This is a genomic window from Streptomyces sp. NRRL S-455, assembly GCF_000717875.1.
GTDB lineage: Bacteria > Actinomycetota > Actinomycetes > Streptomycetales > Streptomycetaceae > Streptomyces.
Genome location: NZ_JOCT01000011.1, coordinates 196409 through 213062, shown reverse-complemented (window position 1 = coordinate 213062; position 16654 = coordinate 196409). Strand labels below are relative to the sequence as shown.

Here is a 16654-nt window from a genome sequence, read left to right as displayed (position 1 = left end):
TCACACAGGCTTGACCGGCACGCCCCCCGCCGCCGCGCCCAGCACGGTCAGCCGTACCTCCCCTGGCCCTGACGGTGTCGTCCCATCCGACAACACCGCCAGCGCCAGTGTGTTGGAGCCACGTGTGCGCAGAATCCCGTTCGGCAGGACGAACGTATGCTGCGGCCCCACATCGTTGATGTACTGGCCCATGTTCCAGCCGTTGAGGAAGATCTGGACGCGGTAGGCCCGCTCCGGCTCGTCGTCGAGGACGAGTCCGATCGAGGCGTCGACGCCCGGGTCGACGTCCAGCCGGAAGTCCGTCCGGTACCAGGTGACGCCCTGCCTCCGGTCGGCCCGGGGGAGTTCGGCGTCCTGCCAGTCCCCGTCGTCGTACTCGGGCAGGTGCCAGCCCTCGCGCTCCCCGTACAGCCCACCGTTGTTCATGGGCCCGCGCACCGGATCGGGCATGGACGCGCCCTGGATCCGCCAGTTCACCTCCGGGTCGGCGCCCCCGAAGGTGACGGCGGTCAGTCCCCGCGCGGCCTTGTGCGTGTCGAGCGCCTTGCCGTCCATGTCGTGCTGCATCGGCCGGACGAGCACGGACAGCACATGCCGCTCGCTCCTCCCGCGCTGCTCACGAAGCCTCTTCCGCAGTTCCTTCGGAAGGCGGAAGGCGGCCTCGGCCGTCCACGTCCCCTGCCGGGCCCGGTCCTTGTCCGGCACGGGCATCCGGTGCGTGCCGAGCGGCTCACCGTCCAGCCAGGCCATCAACAGGCCCTGTGTGCCCGTGCTGTAGGCGAGGGACACGGATTCGATGTCGCTGTCGCCCGTCCACTCGCCCCGGTACCAGACGTCCCCGTAGTGGAAGCCGTAGTCGTCGGCGAACAGGACGGGCTGCCCCTCGGGCACGGGGGTCGTGCTGAAGGTCGTCTTCCGGTCGGCCGTCGTCCATCCCGAGTCGTCGAAGTCCGGCCCGGCCTCCGGGTTCTCGGTCCGCCGCCGCCAGCCGTCGAGCGCGGCCAGGGCCGGCCGGGTCACACCGGCCAGCGGCCGGAGCGCCAGCAGACTGCCCGAGCCGCTGAGCCGCGTGGGCACCGCGCGCCCGTTCCACGTGACATGGGTGATCCCGCGCGGCCCCCACACCTCCAGGCCGGTCCGGTCGATGGTGTCGCCGGTGAGGTGGACCGTGGAGCCGCGCAGCTCCGCCGACCGCAGCAGCGCCGGGCCGTAGACGAGGAGCCGGCCGGACGGGGTCTCGTACGGCCACAGCCGCACGGCCGTCGCGTCGTCGGCGAACAGCAGCAGCATCGGCGTGTCCACGCCGTCGCCCTCGACCATCACCCGGCTCAGCTCGCCGACGCCCAGCGGAACGCTGACGTTGAGCTTGCCGAGGTTGTACGCCCACGCCGGTTCCGGGTCCAGCCGCATGGGCGTCGGTTCGTCCGCGCAGTCCAGCACGACCTGCGCGAGTTCGCCGTACTGTCCCGCGAACACCGCGATGTCCTGGCGCCCGGCGGTCATGCTCAGCATGGGCTGCACGGTCGAGAGCACCATCGTCCGCTTTCCGAGCCTCAGGTCGGTGGCGATCAGCTTGGCGTCCCGTGCCGGAACGGTGACGGGCACGTCGATCCCGGCCTCCGGCAGCGTCGCGGTGACCGCCTCGCCGGAGTCGTTGCGCAGGACGTAGAAGTGGGCGCCGGTGTCGGGGTTGGTGAGGTGGTAGACCTTGATCCGCTCGTCCGTGGCGCGCACGGCCTTGGCCCGGTTCAGCCTGGCGAGGTCCGGCACGTGCCGCAGCAACTGCCCGATCCGGTGCATCGTGGCGGCCTTGGGTGTGGCGTTGCGGGCCTCGTCGAAGGCCGCCCCGTAGTCGTACGAGGTGTAGACGACCGGCGCGGGCAGCCAGCCCCAGGAGGTGCCGCCGAAGGCCATGTAGACGTTGTGCAGCGTGATGCCGTTGGCGAGGTTGGTGAGGTAGAAGCGCCGCTCGAACGCTCCGTCCCGGGTCCGGCGCGCTTCGGCGTACCCCTTCCCGTCGAACGAGGAGCCGCCCCACGGGTCGAACCAGCCCCCGCCGGCCTCGGGCACGAACCCGGGCGTCCTGGGACTGGCCGTGGCCCCGCCCTTCGCCCCGCCGGGCCCGAAGTGTCCCCAGTCGGGCGGCACCTGGTCCGGCTCGGGATACCCGTCGAACCCGTACAGCCAGCGCCCCTTCTCCCCACCGGTACCGAACGACCCGGGGGCCCAGAACCCGTTCCGCCCCTTGTCGTTGTGGAACAGCGGTACGTCGATGCCGTCGGCGCGGACCTTCTCGTACAGGTACGACATGTAGGCGCGCCCGGTCGGCTCGTCGACGTGCGCGTCGTACTCGTTCTCGACCTGGTACAGCAGGACCGTGCCCGTGCCCCGGGTGAACAGCCGCTTCGCCACGACGGCGTTGACGGCGGTCAGCCACTCGTCGACGTACCGCAGATACGTCGGGTCGGAGGTCCGGGCCGTGCCCTCGGTCGCGGTCAGCCAGCCCGGGAAGCCACCGGCGTCGACCTCCGCGTTGATGTAGGGGCCGGGCCGCACGATCACGTACAGACCGGTCTCGGCCGCCATCCGCAGGAACAGGTCGAGGTCGCGCACACCGGTGAAGTCGTACCGCCCGGGAGCGGGGGAGTGGTAGTTCCAGGCGACGTACACACTGACGGCGTTGTAGCCGTAGGCACGCATCTTCTGCAGCATGTCCCGCCACAACGATGGGCTCGGCAGCCGGAAGGGGTGCAGCTCGCCCGACCAGAGGACCAGGCGCCGGCCGTCGACCAGCAGCGAGTGCCGGTCGAAGCCGATCTCGTGCCGTCTGCCGTCCGCGCTCGGCACCGGCGGCGGCGGGCCGGTGGGCACGGGACGTGCCAGGTGGGCGGAGGTCGGCGACCCGCTGCCGGTCAGCGCGAAGCCGAGCGCCGCCGTGCCGGCGAGAGCGTGGAAGGTACGCCTGCTGAGCTCCAAGGGAGCGCCTCCTGTTGTGCTGCCGTGCCGTATGTGGTGCTGGTGCGTCATTGTCTACAGGCCGACCGCGACAATGGCCGTATGAGGATCTCGGCACGAGCGGACTATGCGGTACGAGCGGTCGTGGAACTGGCCGTCCGGCAGGGGGGAGGGCCGGTCAAGGCGGAGGCCGTGGCCACCGCGCAGGACATCCCCCACAAGTTCCTCGAGGGGATCCTCGGCGATCTGCGGCGCGGGGGCGTGGTGGACAGCCGGCGCGGCGGGGGCGGCGGCTACCGGCTGGCCCGCGAGGCCACCGAGATCACGGTCGCGGACGTGATCCGGGCGGTGGACGGCCCGATCGTCTCGGTGCGCGGCGAGCGCCCGACCGGCCTCTCCTACACCGGCACGGCCGAGCCGCTGCTGCCGCTGTGGATCGCCCTGCGGGCCAATGTGCGCCGGATCCTGGAGGGTGTGACGGTCGCCGACCTCGCGGCAGGGGCGCTGCCGGAGCCGGTGGAGCGGCTCGCTGCGGAACCGGCGGCCTGGGAGAACCCGTGACGGGCCGCGTCCGCGGGGGAGCCGGCGGGTGATCCTCATCGGGTCCTCGGGGGTGTCCTGGGGCTGACGCACTGGTACCGCACCTTATGCGCCCGCCGGCAACACACGTGAACCCGCCATTGTGAATGGCCGGAGACAGCCCTGGCCGCCCCCTCCGGCCCTGCGTACGATGCGACCGCTCCCGGCCTTCACAGCTCCTTCATGGAACGGTCACAGGTTGGGGGCGCATGCGTTTGTCGTCTTGGCATGCCCATGCTCACCTCGCGATCCACCCCCCACGAACGGATGGGAGAACCATGGCCGGTGGCCTGCTCCTGAGCGGCGCGATCGCAGCGCTCCTCACCAGCGCACTCCCCGCACAATCCCCCTCCTCCGGGTTCGACGACCCGCCCCCGGACAAGATCGTCATCAAGGTCGCCACCGTGAACGGCTCCGGCTGCCCGCAGGGCACGGCAGCGGTCGCCGTCTCCGAGGACAACACCGCGTTCACCGTGACCTACAGCGACTACATCGCCCAGGCCGGCGGGGGCTCCGACCCGACCGCGTTCCGCAGGAACTGCCAGCTCAGCCTGATCGTCCACGTCCCCGGCGGTTTCACCTACGCCATCGCGAGCGCGGACTACCGAGGCTTCGCCTCCCTCCAGCCCGGCGCGAGCGGCTCCCAGCGAGCCTCGTACTACTTCCAGGGCTCACCGAGCACGGTGTACAGGAACCACCCCTTCAGCGGCCCGTACAACGACAACTGGCAGGCCACCGACGAGACCGACTGGGCCCAACTGGTCTACGCGCCCTGCGGAGTCCAGCGCAACTTCAACATCAACACCGAACTCCGGGTCAACGCCGGCACCCAGTCCGCCAACAAGGTCAGCTTCATGACGATGGACTCGACGGACGGGGACATCAGCACGGTGTACCACCTGGCCTGGAAGGAGTGCCCGAAGAAGTCCTGACGGAGTGAACGGGGGCGGCTCACCGGCGTGGTGGGCCGCCGTCCGTGACCAGGAATCCAACTGCCGGGCGAAGCGGCGGACGGCGTCGGTGAAGGCGTCCGGCTCGTCGAAGTTCGCGAGATGCGAGGCCCGGGGAATCAGCTCGATGCGGGCACGTGGGTGCGCACGGGGCGGCCGTCGCGGCCGACGTCGACGACCACGGCGGGCCCGCGGCCCAGCGCGTCGACGGCGGCGACGGGGAACTCCCCGCCGAGTGCGGCGAGTTGCGAGCTCCACTGGCCCGCGCTGAACCGAGTCCCGTGCACGAAGATGAGGCGACCGCCGCCGCGGTCGCCACCACGAAGGCATCCGGGTCGTCCGGCACGATGGAGTGCCCGCAGCCCGGTAACCGCGACGACACATCCCCCGCCTCGGTGAGGTCACGGCGGCGCTGCGCACGGTCTGTTCTCCTTTGACCACGGTCGACTGGACGGGAAGCCTGAACCCTGACCGTCTCGCGGTCGGACTGGAGTGCCAAGGGTGAAGTGTCAGAAGCGGCGCCCCTTGCCGGGAGGCGTACTGGCACCCTTCTCGTGCAACCGAGAAGTCGCAGTCGGGTGCTGAGGGGGCGCTGTGACACGTCGGCAAGCCACCGGGATTCCCCACTCGCCCGGCCCGGGCAACGGAAAACCCCGGAACATACCCCATCACGTCGCCTGCGTCATGGACGGCAACGGCCGATGGGCCGCGCAGCGGTCGTTGCCGCGGACATCGGGCCACCGTGCCGCGGAGACGGCGGTGATCGACGTCATCGAGGCAGCCCGTTCGGCCGGCATCGGATGGCTGAGCCTGTACGCCTTCTCCACCGAGAACTGGCGCCGCCCGAGTGCCGAGGTCGACTTCCTCATGCACCTGGTGCGCCGCGTGGTGCGCAAGCACGCCCCGCTGCTGCACGCGCGGGGTATCCGCTGCCGCTTCCTCGGTGTGACCGATCCGCGGGTGCCCGCGGCCCTGGCCCGGGACTTCGCCGACCTGATGACCCTGACCGGCGACAACCGGGCCATGACGCTGACCATCGCTTTCGACCACGGCGGGCGCAGGGACATCGTGGAGGCCGCCCGCTCACTCATCCGCGGTGGCGTGCCGGCCGAGGCCGTGGACGAGGAGAGCTTCGCCGCGCACCTGCCCTTCCCCGACACCCCCGACGTCGACCTGGTCATCCGGACGTCGGGGGAGCAGCGCATCTCCAACTTCATGCTCTGGCAGGTCGCCTACGCCGAGTGGGTCTTCCCGCCCGTGCTGTGGCCCGACTTCCGCGCACCCCACTTCCTCGACTGCCTGCACACCTATCAGCGACGCGATCGCCGCTTCGGCGGCGTGCTGCCGCACCAGAACGGAGAAGCCCGACCGTGACCCACACAGACAGCGGTTCCCCCGGCGGCAGCGGTGCCGGCGCGACGTCTCCCGGGGGCAGCTCATCACGGCCCGGCGCCGAAGACGGGACAACACCCCTGTTCGGGCCCGGCTCGCGGTTCCACGCCTTCTTCAACGACCCCCGCTGGGCTTTGGCCATAGTCCGGGCGACCGTCCTTGAGGCGGCCCACCCGCAGATCGGCGCCGCCTTGATCGACAACTCCACGTTCGTCGTCCATCCCTGGCGACGGCTGCGCAACACCCTCGTGAGCCTGCAGCGCATGTTCGGCTCCGACGAACACGTCCGGCAGCGGGAGGCGGCGCGGCTCAACCGCCTGCACGCCCGGCTGCACGGCACCGACGCGGACAACCGCCCCTACGACGCGATGGACCCCGACGTGCGGGCCTGGGTGGTGGCGACCCTGTTCGAGAGTGCCGTCACCATGTGCCGGCTGAGCGGACAACCCCTGGAACAGGAGGCCATGGAGCAGCTGTACGCGGAGTTCCAGGCGTTCCTCGCGGCCTTCGGGGACGCGGCCGGCCACCTGCCGCCCTCCCCGCACGAGTTCTGGGGCTACTACGACCGGGTGGTCGAGGAGGAGCTGGAGAACACGGAGGCCATGCGCATCATCCTCTACAAGCTCTTCGACCACCTGCCGGCCCCGCCCCTGCTGAACGGCCTGCCCACCCTGTGGGCGGCCGGCCGCACCGTGACCGGCCCCCTCATCGGGGCGATCACCGTGGCGTCCCTGCCCGAACCATTCCGCCGGCGGGCGGGGCTGCCCGAACTACCCGGCGCGCAGACCCTGATGCAAGGCGCCTACTTCACCGCCGGCCTGGCCCGCTTCCTCCCCGACGGCTGGATCAACACCGAAAGCATCACCGACCTGCTCGCCCTCTCCCCCGACAGCGACGACCCCCGGGCACGGACGATCAGCGCCCTGCGCGACAAGATGAACCGGGCGGGAGCCCTCCTCCGGCTCATCACCCCTCTCCCCCCGGAGCCGGAGCCCACCACCGCGCACGGCGGGCTGCGGCGCAGCGCGGAAGAGTTCTTCGGGGAGGTGCTGGACCAGACCGGCAACGGCTACCTGGACTGGCCCGACCTCGCCGCCATGGCCCGCGAGCTGTCCAGCCGCCTGGACCTGGACGAACCGGAGGAGACCAGGCTCTACGACGCTTTCGCGGACTGGTGGCGGGAACTGCAGGCCGCCCTCGACACCGACGGCGACGGCCGCGTCAGCGCCCACGAGTACGCCGCGGCCGTTCCCTCCCTGGCCGGCCCCGCACTGATCAAAGTCGCCGAAGTCCTCTTCGACGCCACCGACAAGGACGGCAACCAGACCATCGACGCAGACGAATACCGCGCCCTGTTCCGCACCGCCTTCCACCGTGACACAGCCGGCACCGAACCCGCCTACACCCGCAGCGCGTTCGTCAAGGACTTCCTGTCCTTCATGTCCGGCCGCCGGCACTCCACCCCCTACGATCCACTGCTCGCACAGGCCTGACACTCCGTTTCCCACCGTCCACGGGTTTCAGCCGGGGTGGGACCCAGGCGTGGTGTCGAAGGATCATGCGCGTCGCGGCGCGGGAGGGTGTCAGCCGCATCGCCGTGTTGCGCAGGGTCACGGCCAGTGGGTGGGAGAGCTGCTGGCCCATCCGCCCTGCTTGCCGGGCGACCCGCGCTACCGCCTGGCTGCGCGGCCGGCGCTCGGCGTCGTAGCGGGCGAGCGCGGCTTCGACGGTGGGCTCGGTGGCGAGCGCGGCGGCCAGGGTGATCGCGTCCTCCAGCGCCTGGCAGGCGCCCTGCCCGAGGTTGGGGGTCATCGCGTGTGCCGCGTCACCGAGCAGCGCGATGCGGCCGACCGTGTACGAGGGGAGCGGCGTGCGGATTTCCCTGACGTCGTGGTGCAGCACGGCGGCGGGCCTGGTCGCGTCCAGGAGCGAGGGGATCGGTTCGTGCCAGTCGCGGAACCGTCGGCGCAGTTCGGCCAGCGGGTCGGCGAACCGTGTCCCGGCACGGAGGTTGAGGACGGCGTGCCACTCGGCCCGCCCGTCACGAAAGGCGATGTGCCCGAACTCGGCCCCCTGCCCCCAGGTCAGCTCGAAGTCGGTGCGCAGTTCGACCGGCTGCTCGGTGATGGCGCGCAGCACCGTCGAGCCGGTGTGGACGGGGCCGGGATGGGCCGGGAAGAGAAGGCCGCGCACCTTGCTGCCGATCCCGTCGGCCGCCACCACGAGATCGGCGTCCAGGACCGTGTCGCCGCAGTCGACCCGGACCGCCCCGGGGCCGGTCTGCCGGACCGACCCGGCCTCGGAGCCGATCAGCAGTGCCTCCGCGGGCAGGGCCCCGCGAAGCAGCCGGTGCAAGGTGGACCGAGGGATGCCCATGATCGGCGTGCCCACCGCCCTCTCCAGCGCAGCGCCGTCCATCCGGGCCAGCCAACCGCCCTCCGGCGTGCGGGTGCCGCCTCTGTACTGGCCTCGCGAGGCATCCCGCACCGCCTCGCCCACACCGAGTTCGTCAAGCGCCCGCAGGCCGTTGGCGGCCAGTGAGATACCCGCCCCCGCGTCCTCGAGCACGGGCGCGCGCTCGACGACCGTCACTTTCCAGCCGATGCGGCGCAGGCCGATCGCGGCGGCCAGCCCGCCGACGCCCCCGCCAACCACCACAGCCGTGTTGTCCATGCCGACCCCCAGCCCCTTCTACATCCGTAGAAGGGGCACCCTATCCAAGGCTCTACAGGTGTAGAAAGGAATCATGGTTTCGGATCGGCGCACCCTCCTCGCGGACGCGGCTCTCGGCGTACTCGCCGACGAAGGGATCCGCGGCCTGACCCACCGGGCAGTCGACCGCAAAGCGGCTCTGCCGCCCGGCACCACGTCGGCGTACTTCCGCACCCGGGCGGCACTGCTCACCGGACTCGTCACGCGCCTGGTCCAGCTCGACCAACAGGAACTGCAGGCGATGGCCGAGCATCTCCCGCCCATCCGCACCCCCGAAGAACTGGTGGACGGCATGGTGCTGCTCACCCGGCAGCGACTCACCGGCGAGGGGCGCCGCCGCTCGCTCGCCCGTTACGCCTGCGCCGTCGAGAGCGTGCGCGATCCCGAGCTGCGCGAGATCCTCACCCCTCGGGAGAACGCCGGCCGCGAGGCCGTCCGACTGTTCCTCGCCAGTCAGGGCGTGACGGATGTCGAGAACCGCACACACACCCTGCTGACCTGCATCGACGGGCTGGTCTTCGACCGGTTGGTGAGCGGCGGTGAAGTGCCGCGCGAGCCTCTCGAAGGCATTGTCGCCGCCGCCCTGCGTCAGGACCCGGCCGCCCGCGGCGCGGGCCCGAGCGGCGGGCCTCCCTCAGCGGGCACGAACTGATCGCGTACGGGCCACTGCTGTCCGACGACGGTGCCGCCTGGCTGGGCACGGCCGCGCTGGTGCGGGCGCCCGCCGCGGAGACGGCGCGTGGGGTTCTGACGCGGGGGCGGTACGCGGACATCGAGGCGCACGCGTGGGAGTTCGGCGGGCGCCGGTGACGATTGGCCCCGGCACCCACCGGGTCGGCGGATACGGGGCCGTGTGCGCCGGCGTCAGCCCTGTTCCACCCCCAGGGTCAGCGAGACGCACCCGGACCCCGCGGCAAACACCTATGGCGAGAGGTGCTACCCGGCCTGCCCCATCCCCGCCGCGTTGGGCCAGCTCTGCGTGCCGGGCCACCCCGTGGCCGGAGCCGGAGACAACCCGTTCGTCCCCCGAACCTGAGCCGCGGTCAGCCCGCCCCGGGCGGGGACCCCGGGCGGCGTGGGACCAGTGGCGGCCGGCGTGGGGGCGGGAACCGGCGCCGGAGCAGGGACGGGCGCCGGAGCAGGGGTCGGGACCGGAGCCGGCGCCTGGGCCGCGGGAGCCAGCGGCGGCGCCGGGGCGGGCACGGGCTGCGGCACCGGTTGCGGAGCAGGCTGGGGCATCGGCTGAGGCACGGGCTGCGGCATCTGCTGCTGTCCCATCTGCCCGAACTGCGCAGCCGCCGGCACGCCCATCCCACCAGCGGCAGCCGCCGGCACGGGACCCGCGGAAGCCGCCGGCACGGCACCCGTGGACGCCGCCGCGGGAAGCGGCATGCCCGTGCCGACGGCCGGGGCGGGGGCGGGGCCCGGGCCGCCGATACCGGCGGCCTGAGCGGCAAGGCCCCGCACACCGGCCCCGTTGGTCTCGCTCACCAGGCGGTCCACTGCCGCCGTACCCGAGCTGTAGCTGGTCCCGTTGCTCAGCTCGGGTACGGCGGCTCCCCTCCTGGACGTCCCGTAGAGCACCTGTTCCAGGCCGGACACCAGGCGACGCACGTCCACCTGGGGGCGCACCACGAGACGCAGGAAGCGGCTGGAGGAGCCGATCTTGTTGCCGCACTCGCGGACCAGGATCCGGTGCTCGGTGAGCATCCGGTCCCGGACCACGGTGCCCTCGGCGCCCACGGGGAGGCGCACGAAGAGGAAGTTGCCCTGCGACGGGTAGACCGTCAGACCGGGCAGGGCGGACAGCTGGCTGGCCATGTCGAGCCGGTCGCGCCGCACCTGCTGGAGGCTCTGCGCGTACTCGCTGCCGTGCTCCTTGAGCATGAAGACGACGTGCTCGGCGAAGGAGTTGAGGTTCCACTTCGGCAGCATCGAGCGGACCCGGCCCGCGAGTGCCGGGTTGGCGACCAGGTAGCCGAAGCGTATGCCGTGCAGGCCGAAGTTCTTGCCGAGGCTGCGCAGCACGATGACGTTGGGCCGCAGCATCGCCTCCTGGACGACGGACGGCTCCGCCTCGGCGTCCGCGAACTCCAGGAACGACTCGTCGATCACGACCAGGTCGAGGTCGGCCATGGCGTCCATGAACTGGACGACGGCGTGCTTGTGGAGGAAGCCGCCGTCGGGGTTGTTGGGGTTGCAGATCACCGCGACGCGGGTGCCGCGGGCGCGGATGAACTCGGCGTACTGGGCGAGGTCGAGGCTGAAGCCGCTGGACTCCTGGAGCGGGAACATGTCGACCCGCTTGCCGGTCTCCATGGGCTGGTCGGTCCAGCGGCCGAAGGTGGGGACCGGGATGGCGAGGGACTCACGGACCAGCAGGTGGTCGATCCAGGTGATGAGCTCGGTGGAGCCGTTGCCCATCGCCACGCACTGCGGGGGCAGCTGGAGCAGGCTGCACAGTTCGGCCGTGATGGTGTCGGCGCTGCTCGGGTAGTACGTGATGATGTCGCGCAGCTTGCCCGCCATGTCCTCGAACATGGCCGGGGTGGGGAAGTACGGGTTGCAGGGGATACAGAAGTCCACGGGGCCGGCTCCTTCGCCGCCCTCACGTGTCAGAGCCGCCATCGACGGGCTGTGGGCCGCGGTGCTGCGGAACAGCGACGTGACGTTGTCGGCCATGGAACCTCCGTATGGGGCGGGCCCGTGGGGGACGGCCGGACCCGACGTTTAAGGACGGCCCGCGCGGGGGAGCGCGGGCCGCCCTTTCATACGGAGACCACGGCGGCACTGTTCAAACGTCGGAAAACCCGTCAGAACTCGTGCCCCGCCTGTGAAAGCTTGTCAGTTGCCTCAGCAGCCGAACGTGTGGATCGTCGTCGTCCGGTACGTCTGCCCGGGCCGGAGCACGGTCGACGGGAACTTCGGCTTGTTCGGCGAGTCCGGGAAGTGCTGCGTCTCCAGGCACAGCGCGTCGCCCTGCCGGTAGGTGCGGCCGGACGGGCCGGTCAGTGTGCCGTCGAGGAAGTTGCCGGAGTAGAACTGCAGGCCCGGCTCGTTCGTGGCGATCTTCATCGTGCGGCCGGAGGCCGGGTCGCGCAGGGTGGCCACGTGTTCGGGGCGGGTGGTGATGCCCTTGTCGAGGACCCAGTTGTGGTCGAAGCCCTTGGCGGTGACCAGCTGGGGGTGGGAGACGCGGATGTCCCGGCCGATCGGCTTGGCGCGGCGGAAGTCGAACGGCGTGCCCGCGACCTTGGCCAGCTCGCCCGTCGGGATCAGGCCCGCGTCGGTGGGCGTGTAGCGGGACGCGGCGATCTGGAGTTCGTGGTCCTCGATCGTGCCGCTGCCCTCGCCGGCGAGGTTGAAGTAGACGTGGCTGGTGAGGTTGACGACGGTGGCCTTGTCGGTGGTGGCCGCGTAGTCGATGCGCCATTCGCCGTGCCGGGTGAGGGTGTAGGTCACCTTCGTCTTGAGGGTGCCGGGGTAGCCCATCTCACCGTCGACGGACGTGTAGTACAGGTGCAGGCCGACGTCGGAGCCCTTGGTGAACGGCTCGACGTCCCACACCCGCTTGTCGAAGCCCTTGGCGCCACCGTGCAGGCTCTGCTCACCGTCGTTGACGGAGAGCTGGTAGTTCTTGCCGTCGAGGGTGAACTTGCCCTGGCCGATGCGGTTGCCGTAGCGGCCGATCAGGGCGCCGAAGTAGGGGCTCTTGGCGACGTAGTCCTCGAGGTTGTCGAAGCCCGCGGAGACGTTGGCGTAGCGGCCGCGGCGGTCGGGGATCTCCAGGGACTGGACGATACCGCCGTAGGAGAGGACCTTCAGGCGGGTGCCGCCGTTCTCCAGCGACCAGCTGTAGACCTTGGTGCCGTCGGCGAGCTTGCCGAAGAGCGTCTTCACCGGCTTCCTGCCTCCTGTGGCGTGCGCCGTGCCGCCGAGCGCGGTGGCGGCGACTCCCGCCGCCGCGGCTCCCGCGATGACCGTGCGTCTGTTCAGTTCCATATCTGCGGCTCCACCTCATTGGGAAACTGCTGGGAAAGAGCCGGGCCCCGCCTTCCGGCGGGGCCCGGTCCGTCTTACGAACCGACCTTGCGCTTGTTCCACACGTCGAACCCGACCGCCGCCAGCAACACCAGGCCCTTGATGACCTGCTGCCAGTCGGTGCCGATGCCGACGAGGTTCATACCGTTGTTCAGCACGCCCAGGACCAGGCCACCGATGATCGCGCCGAGCACGGTGCCGACACCGCCGCTCATCGACGCGCCGCCGATGAACGAGGCCGCGATCGCCTCCAGCTCGAAGTTCAGGCCGGCCTTGGGAGAGGCCGCGTTGAAGCGGGCGGCGAAGACCAGACCCGCCAGGGCCGCGAGCATGCCCATGTTCAGGAAGACCAGGAAGGTGACCTTCTTGTCCTTCACACCCGACAGCTTGGCCGCGGGCAGGTTGCCGCCGATGGCGTAGATGTGACGGCCGACGATCGCGTTGCGCATGACATAGCCGAAGCCGACGAGCAGCACACCCAGGATGAGCAGCACGATCGGGGCGCCCTTGTAGCTGGCGAGCAGCATGGTCAGCGTGAGGATGGCGGCGCCGATGGCGACCAGCTTCAGCAGGAACAGCTTGGCGGGCGGGACGTCCAGGTTGAACTCCTGCTGCCGCTTGCGGTCACGGACCTCCTGGAAGATCACGAAGGCGATCATCGCGAAGCCCAGCAGCAGCGTGAGGTTGTGGTAGTTGGTCTTCGGGCCGACCTCCGGCAGGAAGCCGTTGGCGACCTTCTGCAGGCCGTCCGGGAACGGGCCGAGCGTCTGGCCCTCCAGGAAGATCTCCGTCAGACCGCGGAACATCAGCATGCCCGCCAGGGTCACGATGAACGACGGTATGCCGCCGTACGCGATGAAGAACCCTTGTACGGCACCCGCGATCGCGCCCACGGCCAGGCACAGCACCACCGCGAGCACCCACGGTATGTCCTGTTTGACCATGAACACGGCGGCCATGGAGCCGACGAACGCCGTCAGTGACCCGACCGACAGGTCGATGTGACCCGAGATGATCACCAGCATCATGCCGATCGCGAGGATCAGGATGTAGCTGTTCTGCAGGACCAGGTTGGAGACGTTGCGCGGCAGCAGCAGGTCGCCGTCGGTCCACACGGCGAACAGGGCCACGATCAGGCCCAGGGCGATCAGCATTCCGTACTGCCGCATGTTGCGGCGCATGCCGTCCATCACCAGGGCCAGCAGGCCGTCGCCCGCCGCCCCTCCGCTCTTGCCCGGCGGCGCGGGGGCCGGGCTCTTGGCGGTCACGTCCGTGCTCATCGGGTTACCTCTTTGTCCTTCGTCATCTGACGCATCAGCGATTCCTGGGAGGCCTCGGCCCGCGAGAACTCACCCGTCAGCCGCCCCGCGGCCATCGTGTAGATGCGGTCGCACATGCCGAGCAGCTCGGGCAGCTCGGAGGAGATGAAGACGACCGCCTTGCCCTGGGCGGCCAGCTGGTCGATGACCGTGTAGATCTCGTACTTGGCACCGACGTCGATACCGCGCGTCGGCTCGTCCAGGATCAGCACGTCCGGACCCGAGAAGATCCACTTGCTGAGGACGACCTTCTGCTGGTTGCCGCCGGACAGCTTGCCCACCGGCTCGAAGACGGTCGGCGCCTTGATGTTCATGGACTTGCGGAAGCCCTCGGCGACCTGCCGCTCCTCGTGCTCGTCGACCACACCGCGCTTGGCGACCTTGCCGAGGGCGGTCAGCGAGATGTTCCGGTTGATGGTGTCGATGAGATTGAGGCCGTAGTGCTTGCGGTCCTCGGTGACGTACGCGATGCCGTGCTTGACCGCCTCGGGGACGGTCTTCGTACGGATCTCCTTGCCGTCCTTGAGGACCGTGCCGCCCGCGTACCGGCCGTACGTCCGCCCGAAGACGCTCATCGCGAGTTCGGTGCGGCCGGCGCCCATCAGGCCCGCGATGCCGACGATCTCGCCGCGCCGCACCTGGAGGGAGACGTCGTCGACGACCTTGCGCTGCTGGTCGATCGGGTGGTGCACGGTCCAGCCCCGGATCTCCAGGGCGGGCGCCACGCCCTCCTCGGGCTGGTGCGGCGACCGCTCCGGGAAGCGGTGCTCCAGGTCGCGGCCGACCATGCCGCTGATGATCCGGTCCTCGGTGGTCTCCGGGGCCTTCACATCGAGGGTCTCGATGGTCTGGCCGTCGCGGAGGATCGTCACCGAGTCGGCGACCTTGCGGATCTCGTTGAGCTTGTGGGAGATGATGATCGAGGTGATGCCCTGCTTCTTCAGCTCCAGGATGAGATCCAGGAGCTTGCCGCTGTCCTCGTCGTTCAGCGCGGCGGTCGGCTCATCCAGGATGAGCAACTTCACCTTCTTCGACAGGGCCTTGGCGATCTCCACGAGCTGCTGCTTGCCCACGCCGATGTCGGCGACGCGGGTGTCCGGGTGGTCGGACAGACCGACCCGGCGCAGCAGTTCGGTGGCGTGCTTCAGGGTCTCGGTCCAGCTGATGATCCCCCGGGTGGCGTGCTCGTTGCCGAGGAAGATGTTCTCCGCCAGGGAGAGGTAGGGCACCAGGGCCAGCTCCTGGTGGATGATCACGATGCCGCGTTCCTCGCTGGCCCGGATGTCCTTGAACCGGCAGACCTCTCCCTCGAAGAGGATGTCGCCCTCGTAGGTGCCGTGCGGGTGGACGCCGGAGAGGACCTTCATCAGGGTCGACTTGCCGGCGCCGTTCTCCCCGCAGATGGCGTGGACCTCGCCCTGCCGGACGGTCAGCGTGACGTCCGACAGCGCCTTGACGCCGGGAAAGGTCTTGACGATCGAGCGCATTTCCAGGACGGGTCCCGCCATGGTCGTGCCTTCCAATCAGTGGTGAATCGTCGGTGGACGGCGGGGAGTTCCTAGAGGTCGCTCGCCTTGATGTAGCCGGAGTCGACGACTTCCTTCTGGTAGTTGCTCTTGTCGACGGCGACCGGCTCCAGCAGGTACGCCGGGACGACCTTCGAGCCGTTGTCGTAGGTCTTGGTGTCGTTGACCTCGGGCTTCTTGTCGTTCAGCAGCGCGTCGACCATGTTGGAGGCCACCTTGGCGAGCTCGCGGGTGTCCTTGTAGACGGTCATCGACTGCTGGTCGGCGATGATCGACTTCACCGAGGCGAGCTCGGCGTCCTGTCCGGTGACGACGGGCAGCGGCTTGCTCTTGGAGCCGTAGTCGTCGGACTTCAGCGCCGAGAGGATGCCGATGGAGATGCCGTCGTACGGGGAGAGGACCGCGTCGACGCGCTCCCTCTTGTACGAACCGGTCAGGATGTCGTCCATGCGCTTCTGGGCGGTGCCGCCGTCCCAGCGCAGGGTGGTGACCTGGTTGAGCTTGGTCTGGCCGGAGCGGACGACGAGCTGCTTCTTGTCGATGTAGGGCTGCAGGACCTTCATCGCGCCCTGGAAGAAGTAGCGGGTGTTGTTGTCGTCGTTGGAGCCGGCGAACAGCTCGATGTTGAAGGGGCCCTTCTTGGAGCCGTCCTTCAGGCCGAGCTTCTCGACGATGTAGCTGCCCTGGAGCTCGCCGACCTTCTCGTTGTCGAACGACGCGTAGTAGTCGACGTTCTCCGTGCCGAGGATCAGGCGGTCGTAGGAGATGACCGGGATGTTCGCGTCCTTGGCCTGCTGGAGCACGTTGTTCATCGACTTGTTGTCGATGGCCGCGATGATCAGCGCCTTGACGCCCTGCGTGATCAGGTTCTCGACCTGGGAGACCTGCTGGTCCGGGTCGTCCTCGCCGTAGACCAGCTTGGTCTTGTAGCCCTTCGACTCCAGGTCCTTCTTGACGTTGTTGCCGTCGGCGATCCAGCGCTCGGAGGACTTGGTCGGCATCGCGATGCCGATGGTGCCGCCCTTGGCGTCACCTTCGGACTCCTTGCTGCCTCCCTCGCTGTTCTGGCCGCAGGCGGACAGGGTCAGGGCGAGGCACGCGGCTCCGGCTATGGCGGCGAGAGCGGCTCTGCGGTTACGCATGATGATCATCCTTGATCTGTGTGCAGGGCTCGGTCTGG

General features: G+C 69.8%; 13 protein-coding genes and 1 pseudogene. 5 read left to right on the top strand and 9 right to left on the bottom strand.

The window, feature by feature from the left end:
• A complete protein-coding gene (locus tag IE97_RS0115780) occupies positions 1-2976 on the bottom strand; it encodes a beta-galactosidase (protein WP_030239137.1) in 2976 nt (991 codons plus the stop codon).
• An 81-nt stretch (positions 2977-3057) separates the two neighbouring features.
• Here IE97_RS0115780 and IE97_RS0115775 point away from each other — a divergent pair, with 81 nt between their 5' ends.
• Positions 3058-3516, top strand: a complete 459-nt coding sequence (locus tag IE97_RS0115775; protein ID WP_030239132.1) for an RrF2 family transcriptional regulator — start codon at positions 3058-3060, stop codon at positions 3514-3516.
• Positions 3517-3812: 296 nt separating this feature from the next.
• Entirely contained in the window at positions 3813-4466 is a 654-nt protein-coding gene (locus tag IE97_RS0115770; protein ID WP_030239129.1) for a DUF4360 domain-containing protein, read from the top strand.
• Positions 4467-4523: 57 nt separating this feature from the next.
• Here IE97_RS0115770 and IE97_RS43780 read toward each other — a convergent pair.
• Both IE97_RS43780 and IE97_RS40315 read right to left on the bottom strand, forming a co-directional pair.
• Positions 4524-4634 (bottom strand): annotated as a pseudogene (locus IE97_RS43780) (alpha/beta fold hydrolase); the annotation flags it as partial.
• The gene (locus IE97_RS40315; protein ID WP_234331823.1) at positions 4604-4771 is read right to left on the bottom strand and encodes a hypothetical protein; all 168 of its coding nucleotides are present in this window, start codon (positions 4769-4771) and stop codon (positions 4604-4606) included. The pseudogene IE97_RS43780 and the gene IE97_RS40315, both read right to left, overlap by 31 nt.
• Positions 4772-5102: 331 nt before the next feature.
• Between IE97_RS40315 and uppS the strand changes: the two genes are divergently transcribed.
• Positions 5103-5858 carry a polyprenyl diphosphate synthase gene (gene uppS / locus IE97_RS0115760; protein WP_267881776.1) on the top strand — a complete coding sequence of 252 codons (756 nt, stop codon included), beginning with the start codon at positions 5103-5105 and terminating at the stop codon, positions 5856-5858.
• Positions 5855-7369, top strand: a complete 1515-nt coding sequence (locus IE97_RS0115755; RefSeq protein ID WP_030239121.1) for an oxygenase MpaB family protein — start codon at positions 5855-5857, stop codon at positions 7367-7369. The genes uppS and IE97_RS0115755 overlap by 4 nt, the downstream gene beginning before the upstream one ends.
• Here IE97_RS0115755 and IE97_RS0115750 read toward each other — a convergent pair.
• A complete protein-coding gene (locus tag IE97_RS0115750) occupies positions 7314-8549 on the bottom strand; it encodes an FAD-dependent monooxygenase (RefSeq protein ID WP_234331822.1) in 1236 nt (411 codons plus the stop codon). The genes IE97_RS0115755 and IE97_RS0115750 overlap by 56 nt on opposite strands.
• A gap of 73 nt (positions 8550-8622) precedes the next feature.
• Between IE97_RS0115750 and IE97_RS0115745 the strand changes: the two genes are divergently transcribed.
• Positions 8623-9240 (top strand): TetR/AcrR family transcriptional regulator, encoded by a 618-nt coding sequence (locus tag IE97_RS0115745; protein WP_051704998.1) that lies wholly within the window; start codon positions 8623-8625, stop codon positions 9238-9240.
• 284 nt (positions 9241-9524) lie between these two features.
• Here the strand turns inward: IE97_RS0115745 and IE97_RS0115740 are convergent, their stop codons facing one another.
• The 5 genes from IE97_RS0115740 to chvE form a co-directional block, all read right to left on the bottom strand.
• The gene (locus IE97_RS0115740) at positions 9525-11270 is read right to left on the bottom strand and encodes a pyridoxal phosphate-dependent aminotransferase (protein ID WP_030239109.1); all 1746 of its coding nucleotides are present in this window, start codon (positions 11268-11270) and stop codon (positions 9525-9527) included.
• A gap of 171 nt (positions 11271-11441) precedes the next feature.
• Positions 11442-12590 carry an aldose epimerase family protein gene (locus tag IE97_RS0115735; RefSeq protein ID WP_030239105.1) on the bottom strand — a complete coding sequence of 383 codons (1149 nt, stop codon included), beginning with the start codon at positions 12588-12590 and terminating at the stop codon, positions 11442-11444.
• A 74-nt stretch (positions 12591-12664) separates the two neighbouring features.
• Entirely contained in the window at positions 12665-13909 is a 1245-nt protein-coding gene (gene mmsB, locus IE97_RS0115730; protein ID WP_030239102.1) for a multiple monosaccharide ABC transporter permease, read from the bottom strand.
• Positions 13906-15456: a multiple monosaccharide ABC transporter ATP-binding protein gene (mmsA, locus tag IE97_RS0115725; protein ID WP_030239098.1), complete on the bottom strand. Its 1551-nt coding sequence runs from the start codon at positions 15454-15456 to the stop codon at positions 13906-13908. The genes mmsB and mmsA overlap by 4 nt, the downstream gene beginning before the upstream one ends.
• A gap of 50 nt (positions 15457-15506) precedes the next feature.
• The gene (gene chvE, locus IE97_RS0115720) at positions 15507-16616 is read right to left on the bottom strand and encodes a multiple monosaccharide ABC transporter substrate-binding protein (protein ID WP_420706091.1); all 1110 of its coding nucleotides are present in this window, start codon (positions 16614-16616) and stop codon (positions 15507-15509) included.
• Positions 16617-16654 lie beyond the last annotated feature (38 nt).

Excerpts from the sequence above, each read along its gene's own strand:
- chvE (WP_420706091.1), bottom strand. The coding sequence starts at position 16,616 with ATGCGTAACCGCAGAGCCGCTCTCGCCGCCATAGCCGGAGCCGCGTGC.
- IE97_RS0115735 (WP_030239105.1), bottom strand. The coding sequence starts at position 12,590 with ATGGAACTGAACAGACGCACGGTCATCGCGGGAGCCGCGGCGGCGGGA.
- IE97_RS0115775 (WP_030239132.1), top strand. The coding sequence starts at position 3,058 with ATGAGGATCTCGGCACGAGCGGACTATGCGGTACGAGCGGTCGTGGAA.
- IE97_RS0115740 (WP_030239109.1), bottom strand. The coding sequence starts at position 11,270 with ATGGCCGACAACGTCACGTCGCTGTTCCGCAGCACCGCGGCCCACAGC.
- IE97_RS0115745 (WP_051704998.1), top strand. The coding sequence starts at position 8,623 with ATGGTTTCGGATCGGCGCACCCTCCTCGCGGACGCGGCTCTCGGCGTA.
- IE97_RS0115750 (WP_234331822.1), bottom strand. The coding sequence starts at position 8,549 with ATGGACAACACGGCTGTGGTGGTTGGCGGGGGCGTCGGCGGGCTGGCC.
- mmsB (WP_030239102.1), bottom strand. The coding sequence starts at position 13,909 with ATGAGCACGGACGTGACCGCCAAGAGCCCGGCCCCCGCGCCGCCGGGC.
- IE97_RS0115770 (WP_030239129.1), top strand. The coding sequence starts at position 3,813 with ATGGCCGGTGGCCTGCTCCTGAGCGGCGCGATCGCAGCGCTCCTCACC.
- mmsA (WP_030239098.1), bottom strand. The coding sequence starts at position 15,456 with ATGGCGGGACCCGTCCTGGAAATGCGCTCGATCGTCAAGACCTTTCCC.